Raw genomic sequence first — 21,281 nt, 5'->3', positions numbered from 1 at the left:
TATCTCCTTAACGGTAAGTCACTGATTTACAGGCATCGACAACTTCGTCGACTGTAATCAGCGCGTGTTTTTCAAGGTTCGCCGCATAGGGCATCGGAACGTCTTTGCCAGTGCAATTGATGACAGGTGCGTCAAGATAATCAAAGGCCTCTTGCATGATGACGTTGCTCATGTAGCCGCCAACAGAACCTTGCGGCCAGCCTTCTTCGACGGTGACGCAGCGGTTTGTCTTGCGCACAGAGGCTAGGATGGTTTTCGTATCCATTGGGCGCAATGTGCGCAGGTTGATCACCTCGGCGTTCACGCCTTCGGTCGCCAATTTTTCTGCGGCCTCCAGCGCGTAGCCTACACCGATCCCGAAGGAAACGATCGTGACATCATCGCCGCTGCGTTCCACCTTGGCTTTGCCAAAGGGAATGGTGAAGTCATCCATGTCAGGCACATCAAAAGACTTGCCATACATGATTTCGTTTTCAAGGAAGATCACCGGGTTGGGGTCACGGATCGCGGTTTTCATCAGGCCTTTGGCGTCAGACGCCGAATAAGGCATCACAACCTTGAGGCCGGGCACCTGCATGTACCATGCGGCATAACACTGCGAGTGTTGGGCACCCACACGCGCAGCGGCGCCATTTGGACCACGAAACACCATGGGCGCACCCATTTGACCACCGGACATATACAATGTCTTGGCGGCAGAGTTGATAAGATGATCAATCGCTTGCATGGCGAAGTTAAATGTCATGAATTCAACGATAGGCTTTAGCCCACCAAAGGCGGCACCCGTCGCGATCCCGGCGAACCCATGTTCTGTGATCGGTGTGTCGATCACGCGTTTGGCGCTGAATTCATCCAGCAGACCTTGCGAAATCTTATAGGCCCCTTGGTATTCCGCGACCTCTTCACCCATCAAAAATACATCTTCATCGCGACGCATTTCTTCAGCCATCGCATCGCGCAGGGCGGTGCGGACGGTGGTCGATGTCACAGGGGTATCGGCGGGCCAATCAGGGGTGGCATCGACAACCGGGGCCGCAGGGGCCGCAGCTGCTGCAGGCGCCGCTGCAACAGGCTCTGCCGCGGCAGGCGCTGCGGCCGCAGGGGCTGCACCAACTTCGGGAACTGCTTCACCTTCTTCGACCAAGATCGCGATCACGTCGTTGACTTTGACGTTTTCAGTCCCCTCGGCGATGACAATCTTGCCAACAATACCTTCGTCGACAGCTTCGAATTCCATTGTGGCCTTGTCCGTTTCAATCTCGGCCATGATGTCGCCGGATGAAACAGTGTCTCCCTCTTTGACAAGCCATTTGGCCAAGGTGCCTTCTTCCATGGTGGGCGAGAGGGCGGGCATCAGTATTTCAGTTGCCATTCATTTTCTCCGTTAAAGACCGGTAGCGCGGCAAGCCGCGCCAACTTCGGTAAGTGCCGCGAGGATCGCCTCGGCGGCGGGTTCTGGTTCGTTTACGTCAATTCTGAACAATAAATGCGGGGCTTCCCAAGTCATTTCGCAGGTCGCATCCACACAGCTTCCACGTCCGGTGTTTGCAACGTATTCTTGAAAAGACACTGCAGTATCGGTCGTGCGAATTGTTTGCGGGAATGGAGCGCCGGTGTATGGGATAGCCAACAAAACGCCTTTGCTTTGCGCAAGCAGGTTCGGTTCAATTGACGCGTTCTCATAGTCTAGTCGTGACATATCAGCGAAAGTTGTGACCGCGAACGTGCCAGCTTCACCTGTTGGGATCGGGCCAACGTAGTTCAGAGTAACATCGCAATCATCGACCTGTGCCAAAGCTATCGATTGTGAATAAAACTCTGGCTGCGTGTCGTTGACGATTGAGATCGCTTTTGCGACAGCGACATCGACGTCTGAATCACCTATGCAGGCTGCCAATGCAGCCAAGGTACATAGAGAAACAGACAGCCGCATTTAAACGTGTTCCTCTGCGTAAATATCTGTCCAAAGCTCTTCCAACGCGGGCTCGGGGCTTTCTTTTGAAAACTCTGCGGCCGCGTTCACCGTGGCTTTGATTTCTTTGTCGATGGCCTTGAGATCATCCTCGGACGCGTGTTTGCCGGTCAGCAGCATGTCACGGACCTGTTCAATCGGGTCACGTTCATCACGCATTTTCTGGACTTCTTCGCGGGTCCGGTATTTTGCCGGGTCAGACATGGAATGGCCGCGATAGCGGTATGTTTTGACCTCAAGGATATAGGGGCCTTTACCCGCGCGACAGTGCGCTACCGCGCGTTCGCCAGCTTCTTTGACGGCAAGAACATTCATTCCGTCAACTTCCTCACCTTTGATGCCATAAGCCGCGCCACGTTCCCAAAGCGATGGGGATTTGGTTGAACGCGTAACAGAGGTACCCATTGCGTAGCCATTGTTTTCAATGACAAAAACAACCGGAAGGTCCCAAAGCTCAGCCATGTTGTAGGTCTCGTAGACCTGACCTTGGTTGGCGGCGCCATCACCGAAGTAGGCGAATGTTACGCGATCATTGCCTTTGTATTTGTCCGAAAACGCAAGACCGGCGCCCAGTGGCACCTGCGCGCCAACGATGCCGTGACCGCCGTAGAAATGTTTCTCCTTAGAGAACATATGCATAGAGCCGCCTTTGCCCTTTGAAAAACCGCCTTCGCGGCCTGTCAATTCAGCCATGATACCTTTAGGGTCCATCCCGCAGGCCAGCATGTGGCCGTGGTCGCGGTAGGATGTGACGCGCTTATCGCCCTCATCTGCTGCGGCCTCAAGGCCGACAACAACGGCCTCTTGACCGATATAAAGGTGACAGAATCCGCCGATCAGGCCCATGCCATAAAGCTGGCCAGCCTTTTCTTCAAATCGCCGGATCAGCAACATTTCACGGTAATGACCCAGCAGTTCTTCGGCTGAGACGTTCGGTTTCGCGGCGGCCTTTTTGGGCGGCATGAGTGCTCCTCCAGCGTTTTTGTAAATATAGTTTAATGTTAAACTATCTTATACAGGAGTTGGGCGCGGATTACGAGGGGTAAAGTGAAAAGGGGTGGTTTAAGGGCGTACGACGTTGCAAACTTTGGCAGCAGCGTTGACCTTGCAGCTAATTCGGCGTTGCGGCGAAAGTTTGTCGAGGGCCCAGTGACGCCGATTTTCCGGCCGAACTGAATGGTTGCAATGCTAGTTGAATGACACGCTGTTGACTATTATGGGTAGCTCATGGTCTTCGTCGTTTTTGCTCTTGTTGTTCTGCTATTTGCAAATGCCCTGATCGCATTCGGGATTGCTTTCTATTGGCATGCAAGGGTCATCTTCACCTTGATTTGGTCGTCGAACTGGGATGGTCCATTTGTCCCATGGAAGGCTTTGAGTAACCCAAATAGCCCTCAAAACAGCTTTGGCCGTTTCATTGCAGGTGAGATTTTTCCTGATTTGCGGCGAAGGTGGCTCAAAGCGATTGGATATGTTGCGTTGAGTTTCTTGATGCTTTTTGTTGTCGCAGGTTTCTTGCAGATAGTCGCTCCAGAATATCTTCCGTGGAGCGACGGACCAGCAGCTTAATGTTTGCTCACCGGCCATTCATTTTGCTTCATTCAATTTCAGTTCGCCCGCAGAGTAAACGTCCAGGGCTGTGACGCTATACCTACCGAATAACCACTTCATCCGCCCGGATCAGCCCCAGCACGTCCCGTGCTTGTTGGTCGAGCAGGTCGAGGTCTAGAAAGTCGTCCGACAGGCGAGAGGTGAGGTTTTCCATGCGCCCCACCTCTGCCTGAAGGATTGCCAGTTCTTGTTCTAACGCTGCGCCCTCCGCGCGGATCTCGATACGCTTGAACAGGCCATAATCACCTTGCACAGCAGCAAAGGTGAAATACAGCCCAAGCATCAAAGCGCCTAGGAAATACAAAAGGGTGCCCATTTGGGGGCGGTGACGTCGGAACATGTGCTTGCCTCAGGTGCCATCTCTTGGGGGATAGCTGTCGGCAGAATCGCACATCTGATTCGCAATGTGAATCCCCTATTTTTCACAAATAGGGGATAATCACAGGGTTTGGGCAGATTTATGCCTTGCCGCGATAGATATCCATCAGCTTGGCCAGCATCGCGAGCGCATCTTTGCGGTCGCGTTGGAACGAATTGCGTCCGATGATGGACCCGTTGCCGCCGCCATCGCGGATCGCACGCGCATCATCATAGACCGCATCCGCCCCTTTGGCTGCTCCGCCAGAGAACACCATGATCCGGCGCCCGGCCAGCGCGCTATCAACGCAATGTTTGACGCGTGCGGCTTGGGTGGAAATGTCGATCCCTTCGGCTTCATAGACCTTTTTGGCCTCGGGCAGGGACAGGTGATCCGTCGACAGTTTGATCTTGATGATATGCGCCCCCAAAAGCCCCGCGATTTGCGCGGCGTAGGCGGCAATGTCGATGGCCGTTTCGCCGTCTTTGTCGAGGGATTCGCCACGTGGGTAGGACCAGATCACGGTGGCGATACCTTTGGCGGCAGCTTCGCGGCGCATTTCGGCGATGTCGCTGAACATGTTCAATGCGGCGGACGATCCGGGGTAGATCGTAAACCCAATCGCCGACGCACCCAACCGCAGCGCATCATCAACCGATGCGGTGATCGCTTGGGTTTTGGGGGCCGGGTCGGGTATCAGTGAATTGGCAGAGTTCACTTTGAGGATCGTTGGAATTTGTCCGGCAAATGTATCAGCGCCAGCCTCGAGCATACCCAAAGGTGCAGCATAGGCGTTTAGCCCCGCGTCGATTGCCAGCTGGTAGTGGTAATGCGGATCGTAGGCGGCCGGGTTCGGTGCGAAAGAGCGCGCAGGCCCATGTTCAAACCCTTGGTCCACTGGCAGGATGATCATCTTTCCAGTCCCACCCAATTTCCCGGCCATCATGATACGCGCCAGGTTCGCCTTCACGCCGGGTGTTTCACCCTCGTAGTTGGCAAGAATACGTTGGACGGCTTTGGTGGTTTTCATGGCGTAGGCCCCTATGTTGCTATTCGCTAAAGGGGCTTTAACACCTAGAAATCGGGGGACAATGACGGTTGCGCTAACATACTAGATGTTTGCGTTAACATTGCGTGGATATTCAGTATTTTTCGAAATCACTTGAAATTTTGGCCCGCAGAAACCTGCGGGCCGAACAATTTATTCAGCAACCAGATAGCGCCCGGGAAGGTCGGCGTTGATCCAATCTGTGACCGCCTGTTCTTCGACTTGGGCTGCAAGCGCGTGCCAAGCCTGCGCCACATCCGGGCCGCGTGCGCCAAACCGTGCGATGATTTCATTGCGCAGCGATTCCGCCGCGATATCGCCTGCGGCCTCCGCCAGGAGCGCATAGTAATAAGCGCGCGCATAGGACCGGGCTTGGCCGGTGCCCGTCAGATAGGCCAATGACAATGCCCGCAAATCACGTGGGTCATCACCGGTCACCATTTCGAGCGGCGCGACAGCGCCCACTGACGTCAGGTGCCGATCTTGCGCCGCCAGCACAGATTGCGTGGTCATCCGCGATTCAAGCTTGTCGAGCAGCCCAATCGCGCCCGGCTCCGCAGCGGAGGCGGCAATCAGCGCGTGGCGGTAGGCATTTGGCACGTCGCTTTCTTGCTCTGCACGGGCAAGCAGCGCGGCTGCCGCACCTGCCGTTTCAGGGGTATCCAGCAGCGGTTCCAAAAGCCCCGCAACCATTGACGTGCTACGCGGTACGCCGTTTCCGTCAAGCAACGCAGTCGCAAGCGCAATTCGCGCGTCGGGTGAGAGGCTGTCGGGTGTTTGGATTGCGGCCAGTGCATCAAGGCTCAAGATCTGTGAGCGTGCCATCGGTGCTGCACGGACCTGCAACCCAAGCCCCGCAATCAGATCAAGCGGGTCGGCGTACATTTCAGGTTCAAGCGTGATGCCGTTGTCGGGCAGGGTGGCTTCAATGGTGATTTCACCCGGATCGGTGACATAGGCCTCGACCTGGGTCATCAGATCCGCGACGAAACGACGTTCAACCGCCCCAAGTGGGCGCAGCCCGTCTTGGCTCAGCACTGAGGATATGGCCTGTGTGCCCATTTCGCGGATCATCACCGGATCGCGCAGGTTTTCGGGCAGTACTTGCGAAATCGCAGCCCAGCCGCCGTCATCCTTGAGCGTCGCAACCGCGCGGGTCACACGTACAGCGGGTTCAGCTGGGATGCCGTATTGGCCCAATCGGGGCAAGATCGTGCCCGATGCGGAGTAATCCAAAATGCCAAACCCGTTGATCGCAATCGTGCTGTCCACCGCTGTGGCCCCGGTCGCATAGGTATAAGAGGCGCGCATTTTGAACTGGTCAATCGGCATATCACGGTAGCCAGCCGTGCGCAGGGCAACCGCCATGTCACGCTCAAAACAAGCCAGCGTCGCATGGGCGCCGATCAGGTTCATGTCAATCTCTGCCGCGGTTTGAAACGGGCTGGTGAAATCGCTAGAAAGCGTGACACGGTCGATCAGAACCTCGCATTGCCCAGCCTGATCGTATGGCAACTGCGGGCGCGCGACGATCCCCGAAAGCGAGACAATCCCGCGCATCGGATCAACCGTCATATGGTCGTACTGCAATTCCATCTGGGTGCGCAGCGCAGAAATACCTGTGTGCGCTATCGCGGTTGCAATACGGTCTGGGCTAAAGAATTCGCCAAACGTGACCTGCGGATCGCGGTCTTGGGCGACCGTGGGCGTAGCGGCCAATAGCGCAAGCGCCGCTGTTGTTGATAATGGTGTAAATTTTTTCATGGCTATCTCCTATGTAGATGTATGTAATTGAACGTCGTTCATAAATCAAGTAATATATTTGCCCGGGAGTGGTGCAATGCGACTAAAGCAACATTGTAAGTACAAAGTGTAACGCGCTGGGGGATCACATCAGCGCGAACCTATTCGGGCAACATATCATACACGCATCACCGAAACGTCGAGTATTATATACGCAAAGCTAAGGTTCAAGGTCCTGTGCGTGGATGGCCGCTATGCGGACGAAGCGCAATTTCGCTGCGGTTGGGCCAATGGCTGCTTCAAAGATGGATTGTGGAAAAAAATTCGAGCTCCAAGGTTATCCGAAATCGAGAGCAGCTGTCTTACGATAATAGTCGCCAATAATGTTTCTGGTGAACCATAACCCTTGGTCATTAGCAATGAATTTTGGATATCCGTCCCAGTCCAGATCGCTTGAGTTCATCTGGGCTATGAAACTAAATGAATCTATCAACATTTCTTGCCCATCTTTGAGGATTGCTTCCGTCGGCGTGTAGGTCTGTAGATATGGTAAACTTGATTGAGCGATGTCTTTGCCCTTTAGCCAAGGGCCCGATCCTTCATGGAGTTGCTCGCCTAGGACATCTAAAGCTAACCCATTTAGTAGGGCCAGACATCCACGTTCAAACAACCATGCATACCTCTTGCTCTCTGCATATTGTTTCGTGAAGAACACCGACAAATATTTCCAGTACTCTAGCTTCGTGTATTCTGGAATGAGATAAACATTCATGGGCTCATCAAGGTTTTCTTCAAAATAATGAAGAATATCCCTTCGAACCGGATGCATTTCTTCCCAATGGATTGGAACCTTCTGACCTCCAAGGTCAGTTCTAAATAGGATTGGCTGTGTCATTAAGCAGACCTTCGTTCACACTGCGGCATTCGTCAATATGGGCTCAAACCCGCCATTCGCTGCGAATTGCGTAACGGCAGCTTCGCCTCTCCCGATGTGTAGGTCAATGTGATCGGATGTTCAGACCCCAAGTGCCGCAACGCCGGGTAGGGTTTTGCCTTCCATCCATTCAAGGAACGCGCCGCCTGCGGTTGAGATATAGGTGAAATCATCCGCGTGGTCTGAGGCGTTGATCGCCGCGACCGTATCGCCGCCGCCGCCGACCGAAATCAATGCGCCCGCGTTGGTTTGGGCTGCGATCACGTCGAGAATGCCGAACGTGCCTTTGTGGAATGGTGTCAGCTCAAACACGCCCAACGGCCCGTTCATGATCAAGGTCTTGGCGCTTTTCACGACCTCATTGATATAAGTAACCGTTTGCGGGCCAGCGTCAAAGATCATCGCGTCATCAGGGCAGTCAGCCGCCGCGACGGTTTCATTGTCAGCGTTTGCTTTGAATTCGCGGGCAATCACAATATCGCGGGGCAGGATGATTTCGCAGCCAGCGGTTTCCGCCTTGGCCAAAATTTTGCGTGCAGTGTCCGCCAAATCATGTTCGCAAAGCGATTTGCCGACGTTGATTCCTTGGGCCGCCAAAAACGTGTTCGCCATGCCGCCGCCAATCACGAGGTGGTCAACTTTACCAACCAAATTGCCCAACAAGTCCAGCTTTGTTGATACTTTCGCACCGCCGACAACGGCGACGACAGGGCGGGCAGGGGCGCCAAGCGCCTTTTCCAGTGCGCCCAGCTCTTCGGCCATCAAACGGCCCGCGCAAGACGGAAGCAGCTTTGCAATAGCTTCTGTGCTGGCGTGGGCGCGGTGGGCGGCAGAAAACGCGTCGTTCACATAGATATCTGCAAGGCTGGCAAGACGCTGGGCAAAGCTTGCGTCGTTTTTCTCTTCGCCGGGGTTAAAGCGCAGGTTTTCAAGCAGCAAAACATCGCCCGCATCCATTTCGGCGACGGCATTAGCGTAATCGCCATTCACAAAGGTCACCGGCAGGCCCAGCACGTCTGATACAGTGGGCGCGATGATTTCGAGCGACATTTCGGGCACAATCTGGCCTTTGGGGCGGCCAAAATGCGCCATCAAAATCACCTTGCCGCCTTTGGCTTGGATGTCATCAACGGTGGCTGCAATCCGATCAATCCGGCTTGTGTCCGTGACCACGCCATTTTCGACAGGCACGTTAATATCGACACGCACCAAAGCGCGTTTTCCGGCGAAATCCATGTCGTCGAGCGTTTTCCAAGCCATGTGAAAATCCTTTATGGGTCAAGTTTCACGCTTTGTTGCGGCAATTGGGGCGTCACGTCAACCAGACCCGCTTGGCATTTCGAACACTTGGTCCTATGTCAGTGGGCAATATAGCTAACAGGAGCCCAACATGGCCGATATCAAAGATCCAGAAAACACAATTATCATGACCTTGTCCGGTGGTGACGTGACAATCGCGTTGTTGCCCGATGTAGCACCACAGCATGTTGCACGTATGAAAGAACTGGCACGCGCCGGTAAATACGACAATGTTGCGTTTCACCGTGTGATCGATGGCTTCATGGCGCAGACTGGCGATGTGGCAAACGGCAATATGGAAGAAAACTTTGACATTGGCCGTGCGGGTACTGGTGGTTCTGACCTGCCTGATCTTCCTGCTGAATTCTCAAAAGTGCCACACGCACGTGGGTCATTGGGCGCGGCACGGTCACAAAACCCAAATTCTGCGAACAGCCAGTTCTTTATCAACTTTAAAGACAATGATTTCCTGAATGGCCAATATACCGTTTACGGCCAAGTGATCTCTGGCATGGAACATGTAGATGCGATCGTCAAAGGCGAGCCACCAATGTACCCTGACCGTATGATCAGCGTGAAAGTCGCTGCCGATGTTTAAGCTCGCAGCGCTTTTAGCCGTCGTCGCTGGCCCTGTGCTGGCTGCCGGGCTTGAGATTGACGTCGCAGGCGAGGCCAATGGCACCATTGTTATCGACCTGTTTGAAGAAACGGCCCCGTTGCATGCCGCCCAAATCACAGCAATTGCTGAATCAGGTCAGTATGACGGCGTTGTTTTTCACCGTGTGATTGATGGGTTCATGGCCCAGACTGGCGACGTGCAAAACGGTCTTTTGGGCAGTGATTTGTCCATGGCGGGCACAGGTGGATCTGAATTCGCGGACATCCCGGCTGAATTCACCGAACAGCCGTTTGAACGTGGCATCGTCGGCATGGCGCGTGCGCAGAACCCAAACTCTGCCAACAGTCAGTTCTTTATTATGTTTGAACCCGGTTACTTCCTGAACGGTCAATACACCGTTGTCGGCGAAGTCGTGGAAGGCATGGAGATTGTCGACGCGATCAAACGCGGTGCTGGTCAAAACGGCGCTGTCATCGGCCAGCCTGACGTCATGCAAGCCGTCCGCGTGACTGAATAAGCAAACATCAAGCCCCCTCACATCTGCGCGAGGGGGCTCGTGCAACGCGATGACTTCGGTCACCCTTGACCTGAAAAAGGGAGGACCATCATGCGTATTTTTACGACGATCACCGCATTCTTTCTGGCCGTGCAAAGCGCCAGTGCCAGCCCAGAGTTTTGGGCGCACGAATGGCCAGACACTAATTTTTCAAAAACGACTGTTGAAAACTGGGTTGAAATCCTTTCGGGCGGCCCACCCAAAGACGGTATTCTCGCGCTTGATGATCCGCAGTTTACCGCGTTGGCTGCGGCTGATTTACCTGCATATGAACCTGTGATCACTGTTGATATTGCAGGCGAACCACCGCGGGCCTATCCTGTTCGCTATCTCATGTGGCATGAAATTGTGAACGATCGCATCGGCGATATGCCGGTCGCGGTCACGTTTTGTCCGCTTTGCAATTCAGGTATTGTGTTTGATCGACGTGGGCCCACTGGCACGTTGCGTTTTGGAGTCTCGGGAAAGCTGCGCAATTCCGATATGATCATGTATGACCGCGAAAGCTTAAGCTGGTGGCAGCAGGCCACGGGTACTGCCATTGTCGGCGATCTCACAGGGGCACAGCTACAGGCTTTGCCTGCGTGGATGGAAAGCTGGGAGAGTTTTCGTGCGGCCAACCCTGATGGGCGGGTGATGGCGGAACCGGATTACGACCGCAGTTATGGCACCAACCCCTATGTCAGCTATGACAGTTCGCACCGGCCATTTTTGTATTCGGGTGAATTGCCTCCCCATGATATTCCAGCGCTCGCACGGGTGGTGCGGATCGGGGATAAGGCGTGGCCGCTCAGCCGGATCGCGGCGGCGGGTATGCTGACCGAAGAGGGGATCACCCTGACATGGGCCGCAGGCCAAGCGTCCGCGCTCGATGGTGGGACGATCGCGCAAGGGCGCGATGTGGGCAATATTCGGGTGCGTGATGCGGCGGGAAATGACATCGCGCATGACGTGATGTTTGCCTTCGCATTTCATGCCTTTTGGCCTGCCGGGAAATGGATGATAAACCCCGGTTAACACCTTGACTTTACAGGGGCACCGGCAAAGGGTGCCGCCATGGAACGAAAATCTCAGATCGATACATTTGGCGCGGTTGCGCTGACCGGGTTTGCGCTGTTTTTGGCATTCAATCAGGTGGTAATCAAAGTCACCAATGGTGGGTTACAGCCCGTGTTTTTTGCAGGCTTGCGGTCTGCTGGTGCGGTGGTGTGCCTGTGGGCCTATTTGCGCTGGCGCGGGATTCCGATCCGCTTTGAGCCGGACACACGCATGGCCGGTTTTATCACAGGGGTTTTCTTTGGGATTCAGTTCCTTTGCTTATTTGTGGCGCTTGATCTGACCACCGTGGGGCGTTCTGCCGTAATCTTTTACTCGATGCCTGTTTGGCTTGCGATTATCGCGCATTTTGTGATGCCCAATGATAAGATCACCGCGCTCAAGGCCGTTGGGCTGGTGTTCGCGATGGCGGGTGTCGCTTGGGCGATGCTCAACCGCGGTGCGGGCGAGGCAAGCATCTGGGGCGACATCGCTGCCTTGGGCGGTGCGCTGTCTTGGTCTGTGACCGCGATGATGGCCAAAGCATCGCCGCTTGCGCGGGTGCGCCCTGAAATGCAGCTTTACTGGCAAGTTCTTGTTTCCGCACCCATCTTGCTGATCGCCGCCTTCTTCTTTGGCCCGTTTATCCGCGATATTGGGCCGATCCATATCGCGGGGCTGCTTTTCCAAATCGTGATCGTGGTCAGCGCAGGCTTTGTGTTCTGGCTGTGGCTTTTGTCGGTCTATCCGGCCTCTGGGGTTGCGTCGTTTAGCTTTTTGTCGCCTGTGCTCAGCGTCGGTTTAGGCTGGCTCTTGTTGGACGAACAGGTTGGATTCGATCTGATTGGGGCATTGTTGCTGGTGGCGATTGGAATCGTATTGATCAACCGCCCGGCTAAGTCCCGCAAAACGTCCGGGTGACTTGCTCTGCCGATGTTGGCGGCGTTGCATAGCGGGCGGTTGTGTCGGTCAGCGGCGCAAAGGGCTGCGCGACCGCATCAAGCATCGCATGAAATGGCGCAAAATCACCCGCAACACCGGCTTGGATCACAGCTTCAACCTGATGATTGCGCGGAATAGTTTTTGGATTGGCCGCCGCCATGATCGCCGCAAAATCATTCGACCTGCGCGCTTTCCAGTCTATTGCCCAGGCGTCAAACGCTGCCCGGTCAATAAACTGGTCGCGGGCGGTATCGGTGCCAAGATGCGCGAAAACAGCCGTGAAATCGGCGCGTTCAGTGGCCATAAGATCAAGCAAGGTTTGGATCAGCTCAGTGTCTTCTGGTGTTGGGTCGATGATCCCGATTTTCGCGGCGAACACGGCGCGCCATGCTGCAAGATAGATGTCGCCAAACCGGTTTACTGCGGTCGTGAACTGTTCAATTGCGGCGTCTTGGTCAGGCATGAGTGGGATCAGCGATGTGGCGAATTGTGCCATGTTCCACGCGCCAATCTGCGGCTGGTTCGCATAGGCATAGCGGCCTTGGCGGTCAATCGCACTGAACACTTGGGACGGATGATACCCATCCATAAAAGCACAGGGGCCGTAATCAATCGTCTCGCCTGCGATGGACACATTGTCGGTGTTCATCACGCCGTGAATAAACCCAAACCCCATCCATTGCGCAATCAACTGTGCATAGCGTGTGATCACCTGATCTAACAGCGCCGCGGGGTCCGCGGCTGTCGGGTAATGGCGTGCGATCACATGATCGGTCAGCGCGCGCAGCGCCACTAGGTCTTGGCGCGCCGCGAAATATTGAAAGGTTCCGACCCGGATATGGCTTTGTGCGACACGGGTTAAGACCGCGCCCGGCAGCAGGGTTTCGCGCGCGATGTCTTGGCCCGTCGTCACAGCGGCCAAAGCGCGGGTGGTTGGCACACCCAATGCATGCATCGCCTCTGATATCAGATATTCGCGCAGCACTGGCCCAAGCCATGCACGCCCATCGCCACGGCGCGAAAACGGGGTTTGCCCTGCGCCTTTGAGCTGGATATCGCGGCGGGTGCCTGAATGATCTATCACTTCGCCCAATAGCACCGCGCGGCCATCGCCCAATTGCGGGTTCCATTGGCCGAACTGATGCCCGGCATAGGCCTGCGCAATCGGCGCGGCCCCTTCGGGGATCGCATTGCCTGCAAAAACCGCCAGATCAGGCGTGCCTTGAATTTCTAGATCATCCGCCAAGGCTTGATTATAGCTGATCAGCGCGGGCGCAGGTACAGGGGTTGGTGGCGTTGCCACATAAAGCTGCGCGGGTAGCTTTACATAGCTGTTATCAAACGGGATTTTCACAAGCGTGCAATCCGATCTGCCAGCAGCGCATAGAAACCTTCGGCGTCCAAGTCACCGATGAACAGCGCATTGGGCGTACGGTCCGTGACCCGCCACCAATCCACGACGGTCATGCCAAGGGTCAGTTCAGATTCTGTTTCGATCTCAACATTGATATGGCGGCCCGTAAACAATTTGGGATCGATCAAATAGGCAATCGTGCATGGGTCGTGCAGTGGCGCGCCCTCTGATCCATATTTTTCCATATCAAACCGTTCAAAGAAATCGGTCCAAGCCGCAACCATATCCCCGACCTTGGTGCCCATCGCGCGAAACGCGTCGATGCGGGCTTTGGTGGTGAGCGCCTTATGCGTTACGTCCAAGGGCATCACGACCAGCGGCACACCGGATTCAAACACAATTTTGGCAGCTTCGGGATCAACGTAGATGTTAAATTCGGCGGCTGGAGTGATGTTGCCGCCTTCGAAGCAACCGCCGCCCATCAGCACGATCTCTTGGATGCGCGGGATGATGTCGGGCGCCTTTTCAAAGGCGGTCGCGATATTGGTGAGCGGTCCAATGGGGCAGATCGTGACCGTGCCTGCGGGCTCATTACGCAGGGTGTCGATAATGTAATCAACGCCATGCTGCGGTTGCAGCGGCATTTTCGGATCGTCCATCTGCGGGCCGTCGAGGCCGGTCTTGCCGTGTACATGTTCGGCAGTGACCAATTTACGGTGCATCGGTGCGTCACATCCCGGAAAGACCAAGGTGTCGGGTTTTCCCGCAAGTTCACAGACAATGCGCGCATTCTTTTCGGTGAGCGCGAGCGGAACATTGCCCGCAACGGCTGTAATCCCAAGCAGATCAATATCTTCGGGCGATGCAAGCGCCAAAAGGATGGCCACCGCATCGTCTTGGCCGGGGTCTGTGTCGATGATGATTTTACGCGGTGCCATGTGAATTCCTGATTTCGTTTCACGGGCAGATTGTCGTTTTAGCCGGGCAGGGGCAAGGGGGCGATTGTGATCTTTTGGTACCGCAGGGCCCGCCGGTGACAGGTTTTTTACTTTGTTTCTGTTGCAAAGATGGTAAGTCGGGGCAGGGCTTCCCATATGGTAGCCAAGAAAAGAAAATTAGCATTTATTCGTAACGGAGATTGAAGATGAAGCGCGCGACATCACCTCTCAAACCAGCCACCGTTTTATTGGCCCTTTTTGCATCACCGGCACTCGCCCAAGACCCAAATATCGATATCAATGGCGACGGGATGTATAGCTATCCCGAGCTGACAGCGGTGCTTCCTAATTTGACCGACGCCACCTTCGAGGTGCTTGATACGTCCGGCGACGGCCTGCTGAACGCATCTGAGATCGCCAATGGGCAATCAGCAGGGCTTTTGCCGGGCTAGTCCGCAATCGGCTTGGGCTGCGCGAACGCGGCCCGGTCACCGACAATATGAATCTTGAGAAGTAGCCGCGGCATAGTTTAGGCAGGCCGCGGATTTATTTGTTCGGTTTTCAACAGATACGGCATTCACAATTTCGGGATTTGCGCGTGACGGCGTTACCTCGCCAGATTTGCTAGGTGAGGGTGGTGGTGTTTGGCTTACTGTTTCCATTTGGTATTTTTGGGCGTATTTTTGCATCCATTGTTTCTAAAAATGGCATTTATATGCTGGTTTTCGCAGCTAATCTGTTTGATCTGGTCCCGCGCAATCGTGGGGTTCATGCCTTCTGGTGAAGGCAACATCGCCTTCTAAATATCCATGAAGGAGAACTAAAATGACGATCAAGAAAACACTGGTGGCACAAACTGCGTTTGCAATTGCGCTTGCCGTTCCCGCGTTCGCACAGGATGCCGCGATCGATGTCAACGGTGACGGCATGTATAGCTATGCTGAATTAGCGGCCGTGCTTCCGGATATCACGGATGACGAATTCATTGCATTGGATGCGTCTGGTGATGGGCTCCTTGACGCCGCAGAAATCGCAGCGGGCCAAGAAGCAGGTCTTCTGCCTAGCTAAGCAATTGCGCCGGGTCAGGGGGCTGACCCGGCGCGTTTTTTCAGACAGCCCCGCGCGATAGCGCCGCGACACCCGTGCGCGCAATTTCTTGCAAGCCAAGTGGGCGCATCAGTTCCGCAAAAGCATCGATTTTTTCGGGCGTGCCGGTGATTTCAAACACAAATGATTCCAATGTGCTATCGACAACATTGGCCCGAAAAATATCTGCCAAACGGACCGCTTCAATGCGGTTTTCACCCTTGCCGGACACTTTGAACAGCGCGAGTTCGCGTTCCACTGATGACCCTTCAACGGTCAGGTCATTGACCTTATGCACATCCACGATGCGGCCCAATTGTGCTTTGATCTGTTCGATGATCTGCGGCGTACCGTTGGTCACAATTGTGATGCGCGAGCGATGCCCAAGGTGATCGACCTCGGCCACGGTCAGGCTGTCGATGTTATAGCCGCGCCCGGAAAACAGCCCGATCACGCGGGCCAAAACGCCCGGTTCGTTTTCAACCAAAACCGCCAGCGTGTGCCGCTCAACAGTGTCGGAATAGTTGGGCCGTAGGTTATAGGCAGAGTGGCTCGTTGCGCCTTTTTTGATTTTTAGTGCGGACATGTGATGTGCCTTGTTTTATTCATCGAGATCAGGCGCAAAGGGCGGCCCCTGACCCTGGGTGGGGGTGAAGCCCCCTCCCGTGGGGAGGGTCGGGGGCTGCCCGGCCTATCGGCCGGGCGATAGGATTAAACCAACGCCTCGCCAGCGCCTGAAATCGCGCCGTCAGTTGATGCGTCGCCCATCAGCATTTCGTTATGCGCCTTACCTGATGGAATCATCGGGAAGCAGTTTTCGTGCTTTTCAACCAAGCAATCAAACAGCACAGGCCCATCATGTGTGATCATTTCCATGATTGCATCGTCCAGCGTATCGGGGTCGTGGCATTGGATGCCCTTCGCGCCAAAGGCTTCGGCCAGTTTGACAAAATCGGGCAGCGATTCAGACCAGCTTGATGAATAGCGTTCGCCATGCAGCAATTGTTGCCACTGGCGCACCATGCCTAGCCGTTCATTGTTCAAGATGAACTGTTTGACGGGCAGATTGAACTGCATGGCGGTGCCCAATTCTTGCATGTTCATCAACCAAGATGCCTCGCCTGCCACGTTTATAACTAACGCGTCAGGATGTGCCATTTGTACCCCGATAGAGGCGGGGAACCCGTAACCCATTGTGCCCAAACCACCTGACGTCATCCAACGGTTCGGATCCTCGAACCCAAGGTATTGCGCGGCCCACATTTGGTGCTGGCCGACCTCGGTTGTGATGTAACGGTCGTGCTTTTTCGTCAGTTCTTCAAGGCGTTGCAGCGCGTACTGCGGCTTGATGATCTTGCCTTCTTGAGTGAAATCAAGGCATTTCACGGCGCGCCAATCGTTGATCTGGTCCCACCAGTTCGACAGGCCTTCTTGGTTGGTTTTGCGCCCGCGGGATTTCCACACGTTCAGCAAATCCTCAAGCACATGCGCAACATCGCCTAAGATCGGAATATCGACATGGATCACCTTGTTGATTGATGACGCATCAATATCAATATGCGCCTTTTTAGATCCGGGGCTGAACGCATCCAGACGGCCTGTGATCCGATCGTCAAATCGCGCGCCGATGTTGATCATCAGGTCGCAATCATGCATCGCCATATTGGCTTCGTACAGCCCGTGCATACCCAGCATGCCCAACCAATTATCACCGGACGCCGGGTAGCAGCCCAAACCCATTAAGGTTGAGGTGATCGGGAAGTTGGTTGCTGCAACCAATTCGCGCAGTAATTGCGAGGCTTGCGGGCCGGAATTGATCACGCCGCCGCCTGTATAGAACACGGGGCGCTTGGCAGTTTCCATTGCTTTCACCAATTCGGTGATTGCGTCGATGTCGCCTTTGACCTGCGGGTTGTAGTGGGTTTCGACCTGTTTGGCCTCGGTATAGGTGCCGGTCGCAAATTGAACATCCTTGGGGATGTCGATCAGCACGGGGCCGGGGCGGCCTGATGTTGCGACATGGAATGCCTCGTGCAGGGTCGCGGCCAGCTTGTCTGTCTCTTTGATCAGCCAGTTATGCTTGGTGCAGGGGCGGGTAATGCCGACGGTGTCGGCCTCTTGGAACGCATCTGACCCAATCATGAATGTTGGCACTTGGCCGGTCAAAACGATCAGGGGAATGCTGTCCAGCAACGCATCTGTCAGACCGGTCACAGCGTTTGTCGCGCCGGGGCCAGATGTCACCAATGCGACGCCGGGTTTGCCGGTTGAACGCGCATACCCTTCGGCGGCATGAACGGCCCCTTGTTCGTGGCGCACCAAAACATGGGTGATGCTGTTTTGCTGAAAAATCTCGTCATAGATTGGTAGGACGGCACCGCCAGGGTATCCAAAGACGACTTCCACACCCTGATCGATCAAGGCCTGTACTACCATTTTTGCGCCCGTCATGGCTTTTGTCATTGTTCTCGCGTCCTATCCGCTGATGTTATCATTAGTCACAAAAAAACCCCCGAGAGTGTCGGAGGCGCATGGGATCGTTATGGTCTTACCGTTACCGGCCCATGCGCATGTATCTTAGAATGAGTACGACCTTGGTCATTAGGTTTCCTTTGCGTGTTATCAGACAATAAGGGTCGCAAAACAGGGGGTCAATAGCTCAATGGAGAAAATGTCGTTTTAGGGGGTGATTTTGGAACTTTATTTCTGGAACGTGCAGCAGCCCGACTTAAGTAGGTCTTAGGGAAATGAAGGTAGAAGTTCGTTGTGCCCATGGAAACTGGAAAAAGTATGGACCAAATACTCACAAAACTTATGCCACGCGCCTGGTGGCATTGGCCTATTTCGGTGATCTTATGGAGCGTGATCGATTCCCTTGTCGTCATCGCAATAGAATTTCTAATTTTGGGGGGCGGATCGAATAAATTCACAGAGCATTTTTGGATTTCTATGACAACCTCTACACCGCTGGTTACGATTGCTCTTGTTTTGATTGCGCGTGGCGAAAGATTGCGTCGTGACGCGATGCGTTTGGCACGGACAGATTCTTTAACAGGTCTGCTAAATCGCGGGGCGTTTATGGCACGCCTCGAAAAACAGACGAACGGCGTTCTGTTTATGCTCGACCTTGATCACTTTAAGGACGTGAATGACGGCTTTGGCCATCCTGTAGGCGACGAAGTCTTGCGTGGAATGGCTGACAGGATGCGTCACCTGGTGCGCGCAACTGACATTGTTGGACGTTTAGGGGGGGAAGAATTCGCAATATTTGTGGCAGACATTGACACTGACAGTGCCGAACAACTTGGCGCGCGACTAAGTGAAGGGGTACGCCACGAAGAGGCGTATTCAGGCACTGCTATCAATGTCACATCGTCGGTCGGGTTGCTACAGGCCAACGGCGGGTTGGATACCAAACGCATGTTGAGTGAAGCTGACAAGGCGCTTTACGTCGCCAAAGCAAGCGGTCGGGCACGCGCGGTTTGGGGCGGCGACGATTCCTCAGTAGAACTGTGGTTGCCGCCGCAAGTATCAGCGTAAGTGTGCACCAGGGTCTATGAAGCGTCCGTGCCTATTTTATCTTGTGTTTGAGTGTCAAAGTCAGCCGCGTCGTGGCGTTCGTGCAGCTGACCCTCGGGTGGGCCAAATGTGCGGTTGACCATCGCGCCGCGTTGATATGCAGGGCGCGACATGACCTCATCCGCCCAGCGGATCACATTTTTGTAAATCCCAACGTCAAGGAATTCACCCGCATCATAGGCCCCACCTTGTACCATGCGCCCATACCATGGTGCGGTGGCAATATCGGCGATTGTATAGTCAACGCCCGATAGGAACTGCGCCTCGCCTAAGCGGCGGTCGAGCACATCAAGCTGGCGTTTGGCCTCCATTGCAAAACGATTAATCGGGTATTCGAATTTTTCAGGGGCATAGGCGTAAAAATGGCCAAAGCCACCCCCCATATAAGGCGCAGATCCTTGCAGCCAAAACAGCCAGTTCATCGCTTCGACACGTGCTGCGGGATCTTTGGGCAAAAAGGCCCCAAATTTTTCCGCCAAATACAAAAGGATGGCGCCACTTTCAAAAACCCGGCTACCAGTCCCATGATCCATGAGCGCGGGGATCTTTGAATTTGGATTCACATCGACAAACCCGCTGCCAAATTGATCGCCATCCCCGATACGGATCAGCCACGCGTCATATTCTGCGTCATGCCCGGCTGCGAGCAATTCTTCGAGCATCACCGTGACTTTCACGCCATTGGGTGTCGCGAGCGAGTACAGCTGCAAGGGATGTTTGCCGACGGGCAGGGCCTTATCATGGGTGGGCCCCGCGATGGGACGGTTAATGCTGGCAAACTCACCGCCATTTTTTGCATCCCATTTCCAAACCTTTGGCGGGACATATGTATTGCTGCCAGTCATTTTTTGCTCCGATATGGTCATTGATTGTTCATGTGCAAATTGAGCCAGCAAACCGCCTAAGTGCAAGGCATTTTTATAAATTTGAACCTCGGCATTGGCGCGGTTGCGTCGAAATGTCGACGTGAAAGCAACGGTTTGTGGCTTTCGATCAACTTTCGCAAGACATCTGAATTTTCTGTGGAATAGTGCGATCACGAAGAAATGATTCAAGAAAGGGACGGCGAATGTCGAAAAACCAACCCCAAACTATCTGGTCAACCTTCAAACGAGTAGCATTTTTATCATCAACAGGGTGCGCCACAAGTCTTGGCCTTGTTGCCGCTTCCACCACCCAAGTGCACGCGCAAGAACAATGTACGACCTATACGATCGTACGCGGCGACGTCCTGAGCAGCATCGCGCGTCGCGCCGATGTGCCGGGCGGCTACCAAGCGCTGTACAACGCGAACACGGATGTTTTGCCAAGCCCGAATTTGCTAGAGGTTGGGCAGGTGCTTAAAATCCCATGCGCGGACGGATCCTTGCCACTGACCCTCAGTGTTGCTGCACCCGCCGCGCCGACCTTGCAGCCTGATAGCCTTGATCGCCCACTGCGGCTTGTGACCTCAAGTGGCTATGCGCCTTTCACAGACGAAAGCCTGCCCGGCGGCGGCCTGTTTACCCAAATGGTGCGCCGTTCGCTCGAATTGGGTAACGAAGAGCAGGAATTCGACATCATGTTCGTGAATGACTGGGGCTCGCACCTTGAGGTGCTTTTGCCGTCAGGAGCGATCGATATGGCATTCCCGTGGTACAGGCCCGATTGCAGCAAGCTTGAAAACCTTTCTGCGCCGAACGCGGTGCGTTGTACGGATTTCAACCATTCCGAACCGTTTTACGACGCGCTTGTTGGGTATTACACGTTGACTGGCAGCGCCTATGAGAACGCGGACACCTATGAGGACCTATATGGCGCGCGGCTTTGTCGCCCGGAGGTCTGGTTTACGTTTGACCTTGAGGCCGAAGCATTGGTCGCGCCAAATATTGAGCTGATCCAAGCCGAGACACAGGCAGCCTGCTGGGATCTTTTGCGCGATGGCGCGGTTGATGTTGTGACATATGACGCGCTGCCCGCAGAGGAAGACGCGGATAACGCAGGCATGACGGATGTTGTCGTTGATTTGCCTGAGCTGACATCGCAGCAGACCCTGCACGTGTTCGTGTCCAAGACCAACCCCAATGGTGATGCCTATATGGATATCATCAATGCGGGGCTCGAAGACCTGCGCCTGTCCGGCGAGTGGTTTGAAATTGTGCGCGAAGGCATCAAAACCACGGTTGAAAACTAAACACTGTTGCGCCCGTCTTGGGCGGGCGCAAGAC

General features: G+C 54.6%; 22 protein-coding genes. 8 read left to right on the top strand and 14 right to left on the bottom strand.

Going from position 1 to position 21,281, the window contains the following annotated elements; genetic code table 11:
• Positions 1-7 precede the first annotated feature (7 nt).
• From DS901_RS07975 to DS901_RS07935, 9 genes are all read right to left on the bottom strand, one after another.
• Positions 8-1,372 (bottom strand): pyruvate dehydrogenase complex E1 component subunit beta, encoded by a 1,365-nt coding sequence (locus DS901_RS07975; protein WP_113776393.1) that lies wholly within the window; start codon positions 1,370-1,372, stop codon positions 8-10.
• Between the two features lie 12 nt (positions 1,373-1,384).
• A complete protein-coding gene (locus tag DS901_RS07970; protein ID WP_113776392.1) occupies positions 1,385-1,933 on the bottom strand; it encodes a hypothetical protein in 549 nt (182 codons plus the stop codon).
• A complete protein-coding gene (gene pdhA, locus DS901_RS07965; RefSeq protein WP_113776391.1) occupies positions 1,934-2,935 on the bottom strand; it encodes a pyruvate dehydrogenase (acetyl-transferring) E1 component subunit alpha in 1,002 nt (333 codons plus the stop codon). It lies immediately after the preceding gene.
• Between the two features lie 297 nt (positions 2,936-3,232).
• Positions 3,233-3,559, bottom strand: a complete 327-nt coding sequence (locus DS901_RS18725; RefSeq protein WP_181820810.1) for a hypothetical protein — start codon at positions 3,557-3,559, stop codon at positions 3,233-3,235.
• 64 nt (positions 3,560-3,623) lie between these two features.
• Positions 3,624-3,923: an FtsB family cell division protein gene (locus DS901_RS07955; protein ID WP_090198751.1), complete on the bottom strand. Its 300-nt coding sequence runs from the start codon at positions 3,921-3,923 to the stop codon at positions 3,624-3,626.
• Positions 3,924-4,041: 118 nt separating this feature from the next.
• Entirely contained in the window at positions 4,042-4,971 is a 930-nt protein-coding gene (locus DS901_RS07950; protein WP_113776389.1) for a class I fructose-bisphosphate aldolase, read from the bottom strand.
• Between the two features lie 171 nt (positions 4,972-5,142).
• The gene (locus DS901_RS07945; RefSeq protein WP_113776388.1) at positions 5,143-6,753 is read right to left on the bottom strand and encodes a hypothetical protein; all 1,611 of its coding nucleotides are present in this window, start codon (positions 6,751-6,753) and stop codon (positions 5,143-5,145) included.
• A gap of 316 nt (positions 6,754-7,069) precedes the next feature.
• Positions 7,070-7,627, bottom strand: coding sequence for a hypothetical protein (locus DS901_RS07940; RefSeq protein ID WP_113776387.1), 558 nt, complete (start codon positions 7,625-7,627; stop codon positions 7,070-7,072).
• Between the two features lie 120 nt (positions 7,628-7,747).
• Entirely contained in the window at positions 7,748-8,926 is a 1,179-nt protein-coding gene (locus DS901_RS07935; protein ID WP_113776386.1) for a phosphoglycerate kinase, read from the bottom strand.
• A 130-nt stretch (positions 8,927-9,056) separates the two neighbouring features.
• Between DS901_RS07935 and DS901_RS07930 the strand changes: the two genes are divergently transcribed.
• From DS901_RS07930 to DS901_RS07915, 4 genes are all read left to right on the top strand, one after another.
• Positions 9,057-9,563: a peptidylprolyl isomerase gene (locus tag DS901_RS07930; RefSeq protein ID WP_113776385.1), complete on the top strand. Its 507-nt coding sequence runs from the start codon at positions 9,057-9,059 to the stop codon at positions 9,561-9,563.
• Positions 9,556-10,101 (top strand): peptidylprolyl isomerase, encoded by a 546-nt coding sequence (locus tag DS901_RS07925; RefSeq protein WP_113776384.1) that lies wholly within the window; start codon positions 9,556-9,558, stop codon positions 10,099-10,101. Before DS901_RS07930 ends, DS901_RS07925 begins: the two co-directional genes overlap by 8 nt.
• Before the next feature lie 90 nt (positions 10,102-10,191).
• Positions 10,192-11,157 carry a DUF3179 domain-containing protein gene (locus DS901_RS07920; protein ID WP_113776383.1) on the top strand — a complete coding sequence of 322 codons (966 nt, stop codon included), beginning with the start codon at positions 10,192-10,194 and terminating at the stop codon, positions 11,155-11,157.
• A gap of 39 nt (positions 11,158-11,196) precedes the next feature.
• Positions 11,197-12,096: a DMT family transporter gene (locus DS901_RS07915; protein WP_113776382.1), complete on the top strand. Its 900-nt coding sequence runs from the start codon at positions 11,197-11,199 to the stop codon at positions 12,094-12,096.
• On the opposite strand, the gene DS901_RS07910 is transcribed toward DS901_RS07915, so the two are convergent.
• Positions 12,071-13,471: a protein adenylyltransferase SelO gene (locus DS901_RS07910; RefSeq protein ID WP_113776381.1), complete on the bottom strand. Its 1,401-nt coding sequence runs from the start codon at positions 13,469-13,471 to the stop codon at positions 12,071-12,073. The genes DS901_RS07915 and DS901_RS07910 overlap by 26 nt on opposite strands.
• The gene (locus DS901_RS07905; protein WP_113776380.1) at positions 13,468-14,409 is read right to left on the bottom strand and encodes a nucleoside hydrolase; all 942 of its coding nucleotides are present in this window, start codon (positions 14,407-14,409) and stop codon (positions 13,468-13,470) included. Before DS901_RS07905 ends, DS901_RS07910 begins: the two co-directional genes overlap by 4 nt.
• Positions 14,410-14,615: 206 nt before the next feature.
• Here DS901_RS07905 and DS901_RS07895 point away from each other — a divergent pair, with 206 nt between their 5' ends.
• Together DS901_RS07895 and DS901_RS07890 are read left to right on the top strand one after the other, a co-directional pair.
• Positions 14,616-14,861, top strand: coding sequence for a hypothetical protein (locus tag DS901_RS07895; protein WP_113776378.1), 246 nt, complete (start codon positions 14,616-14,618; stop codon positions 14,859-14,861).
• A gap of 373 nt (positions 14,862-15,234) precedes the next feature.
• Positions 15,235-15,477 carry a hypothetical protein gene (locus DS901_RS07890; RefSeq protein WP_113776377.1) on the top strand — a complete coding sequence of 81 codons (243 nt, stop codon included), beginning with the start codon at positions 15,235-15,237 and terminating at the stop codon, positions 15,475-15,477.
• Positions 15,478-15,517: 40 nt separating this feature from the next.
• Here DS901_RS07890 and ilvN read toward each other — a convergent pair whose 3' ends face one another.
• Both ilvN and DS901_RS07880 read right to left on the bottom strand, forming a co-directional pair.
• Entirely contained in the window at positions 15,518-16,081 is a 564-nt protein-coding gene (ilvN, locus tag DS901_RS07885; protein WP_113776376.1) for an acetolactate synthase small subunit, read from the bottom strand.
• 125 nt (positions 16,082-16,206) lie between these two features.
• On the bottom strand, positions 16,207-17,958 hold the full coding sequence (locus tag DS901_RS07880; RefSeq protein ID WP_113776375.1) for an acetolactate synthase 3 large subunit: 1,752 nt from the start codon (positions 17,956-17,958) through the stop codon (positions 16,207-16,209).
• A 351-nt stretch (positions 17,959-18,309) separates the two neighbouring features.
• Here DS901_RS07880 and DS901_RS07875 point away from each other — a divergent pair, with 351 nt between their 5' ends.
• The gene (locus DS901_RS07875; RefSeq protein ID WP_181820809.1) at positions 18,310-19,035 is read left to right on the top strand and encodes a GGDEF domain-containing protein; all 726 of its coding nucleotides are present in this window, start codon (positions 18,310-18,312) and stop codon (positions 19,033-19,035) included.
• A 14-nt stretch (positions 19,036-19,049) separates the two neighbouring features.
• Here DS901_RS07875 and yghU read toward each other — a convergent pair whose 3' ends face one another.
• Entirely contained in the window at positions 19,050-19,919 is an 870-nt protein-coding gene (yghU, locus tag DS901_RS07870; protein ID WP_113776544.1) for a glutathione-dependent disulfide-bond oxidoreductase, read from the bottom strand.
• Between the two features lie 224 nt (positions 19,920-20,143).
• Between yghU and DS901_RS07865 the strand changes: the two genes are divergently transcribed.
• Positions 20,144-21,247 carry a LysM peptidoglycan-binding domain-containing protein gene (locus DS901_RS07865; RefSeq protein ID WP_113776373.1) on the top strand — a complete coding sequence of 368 codons (1,104 nt, stop codon included), beginning with the start codon at positions 20,144-20,146 and terminating at the stop codon, positions 21,245-21,247.
• Positions 21,248-21,281: the final 34 nt, after the last annotated feature.

The organism is Loktanella sp. D2R18, assembly GCF_003318235.1.
Classification (GTDB): Bacteria; Pseudomonadota; Alphaproteobacteria; order Rhodobacterales; family Rhodobacteraceae; genus Yoonia.
Note: the sequence above shows the minus strand (reverse complement) of the source record. Positions and strands in the feature narration are given on the sequence as shown.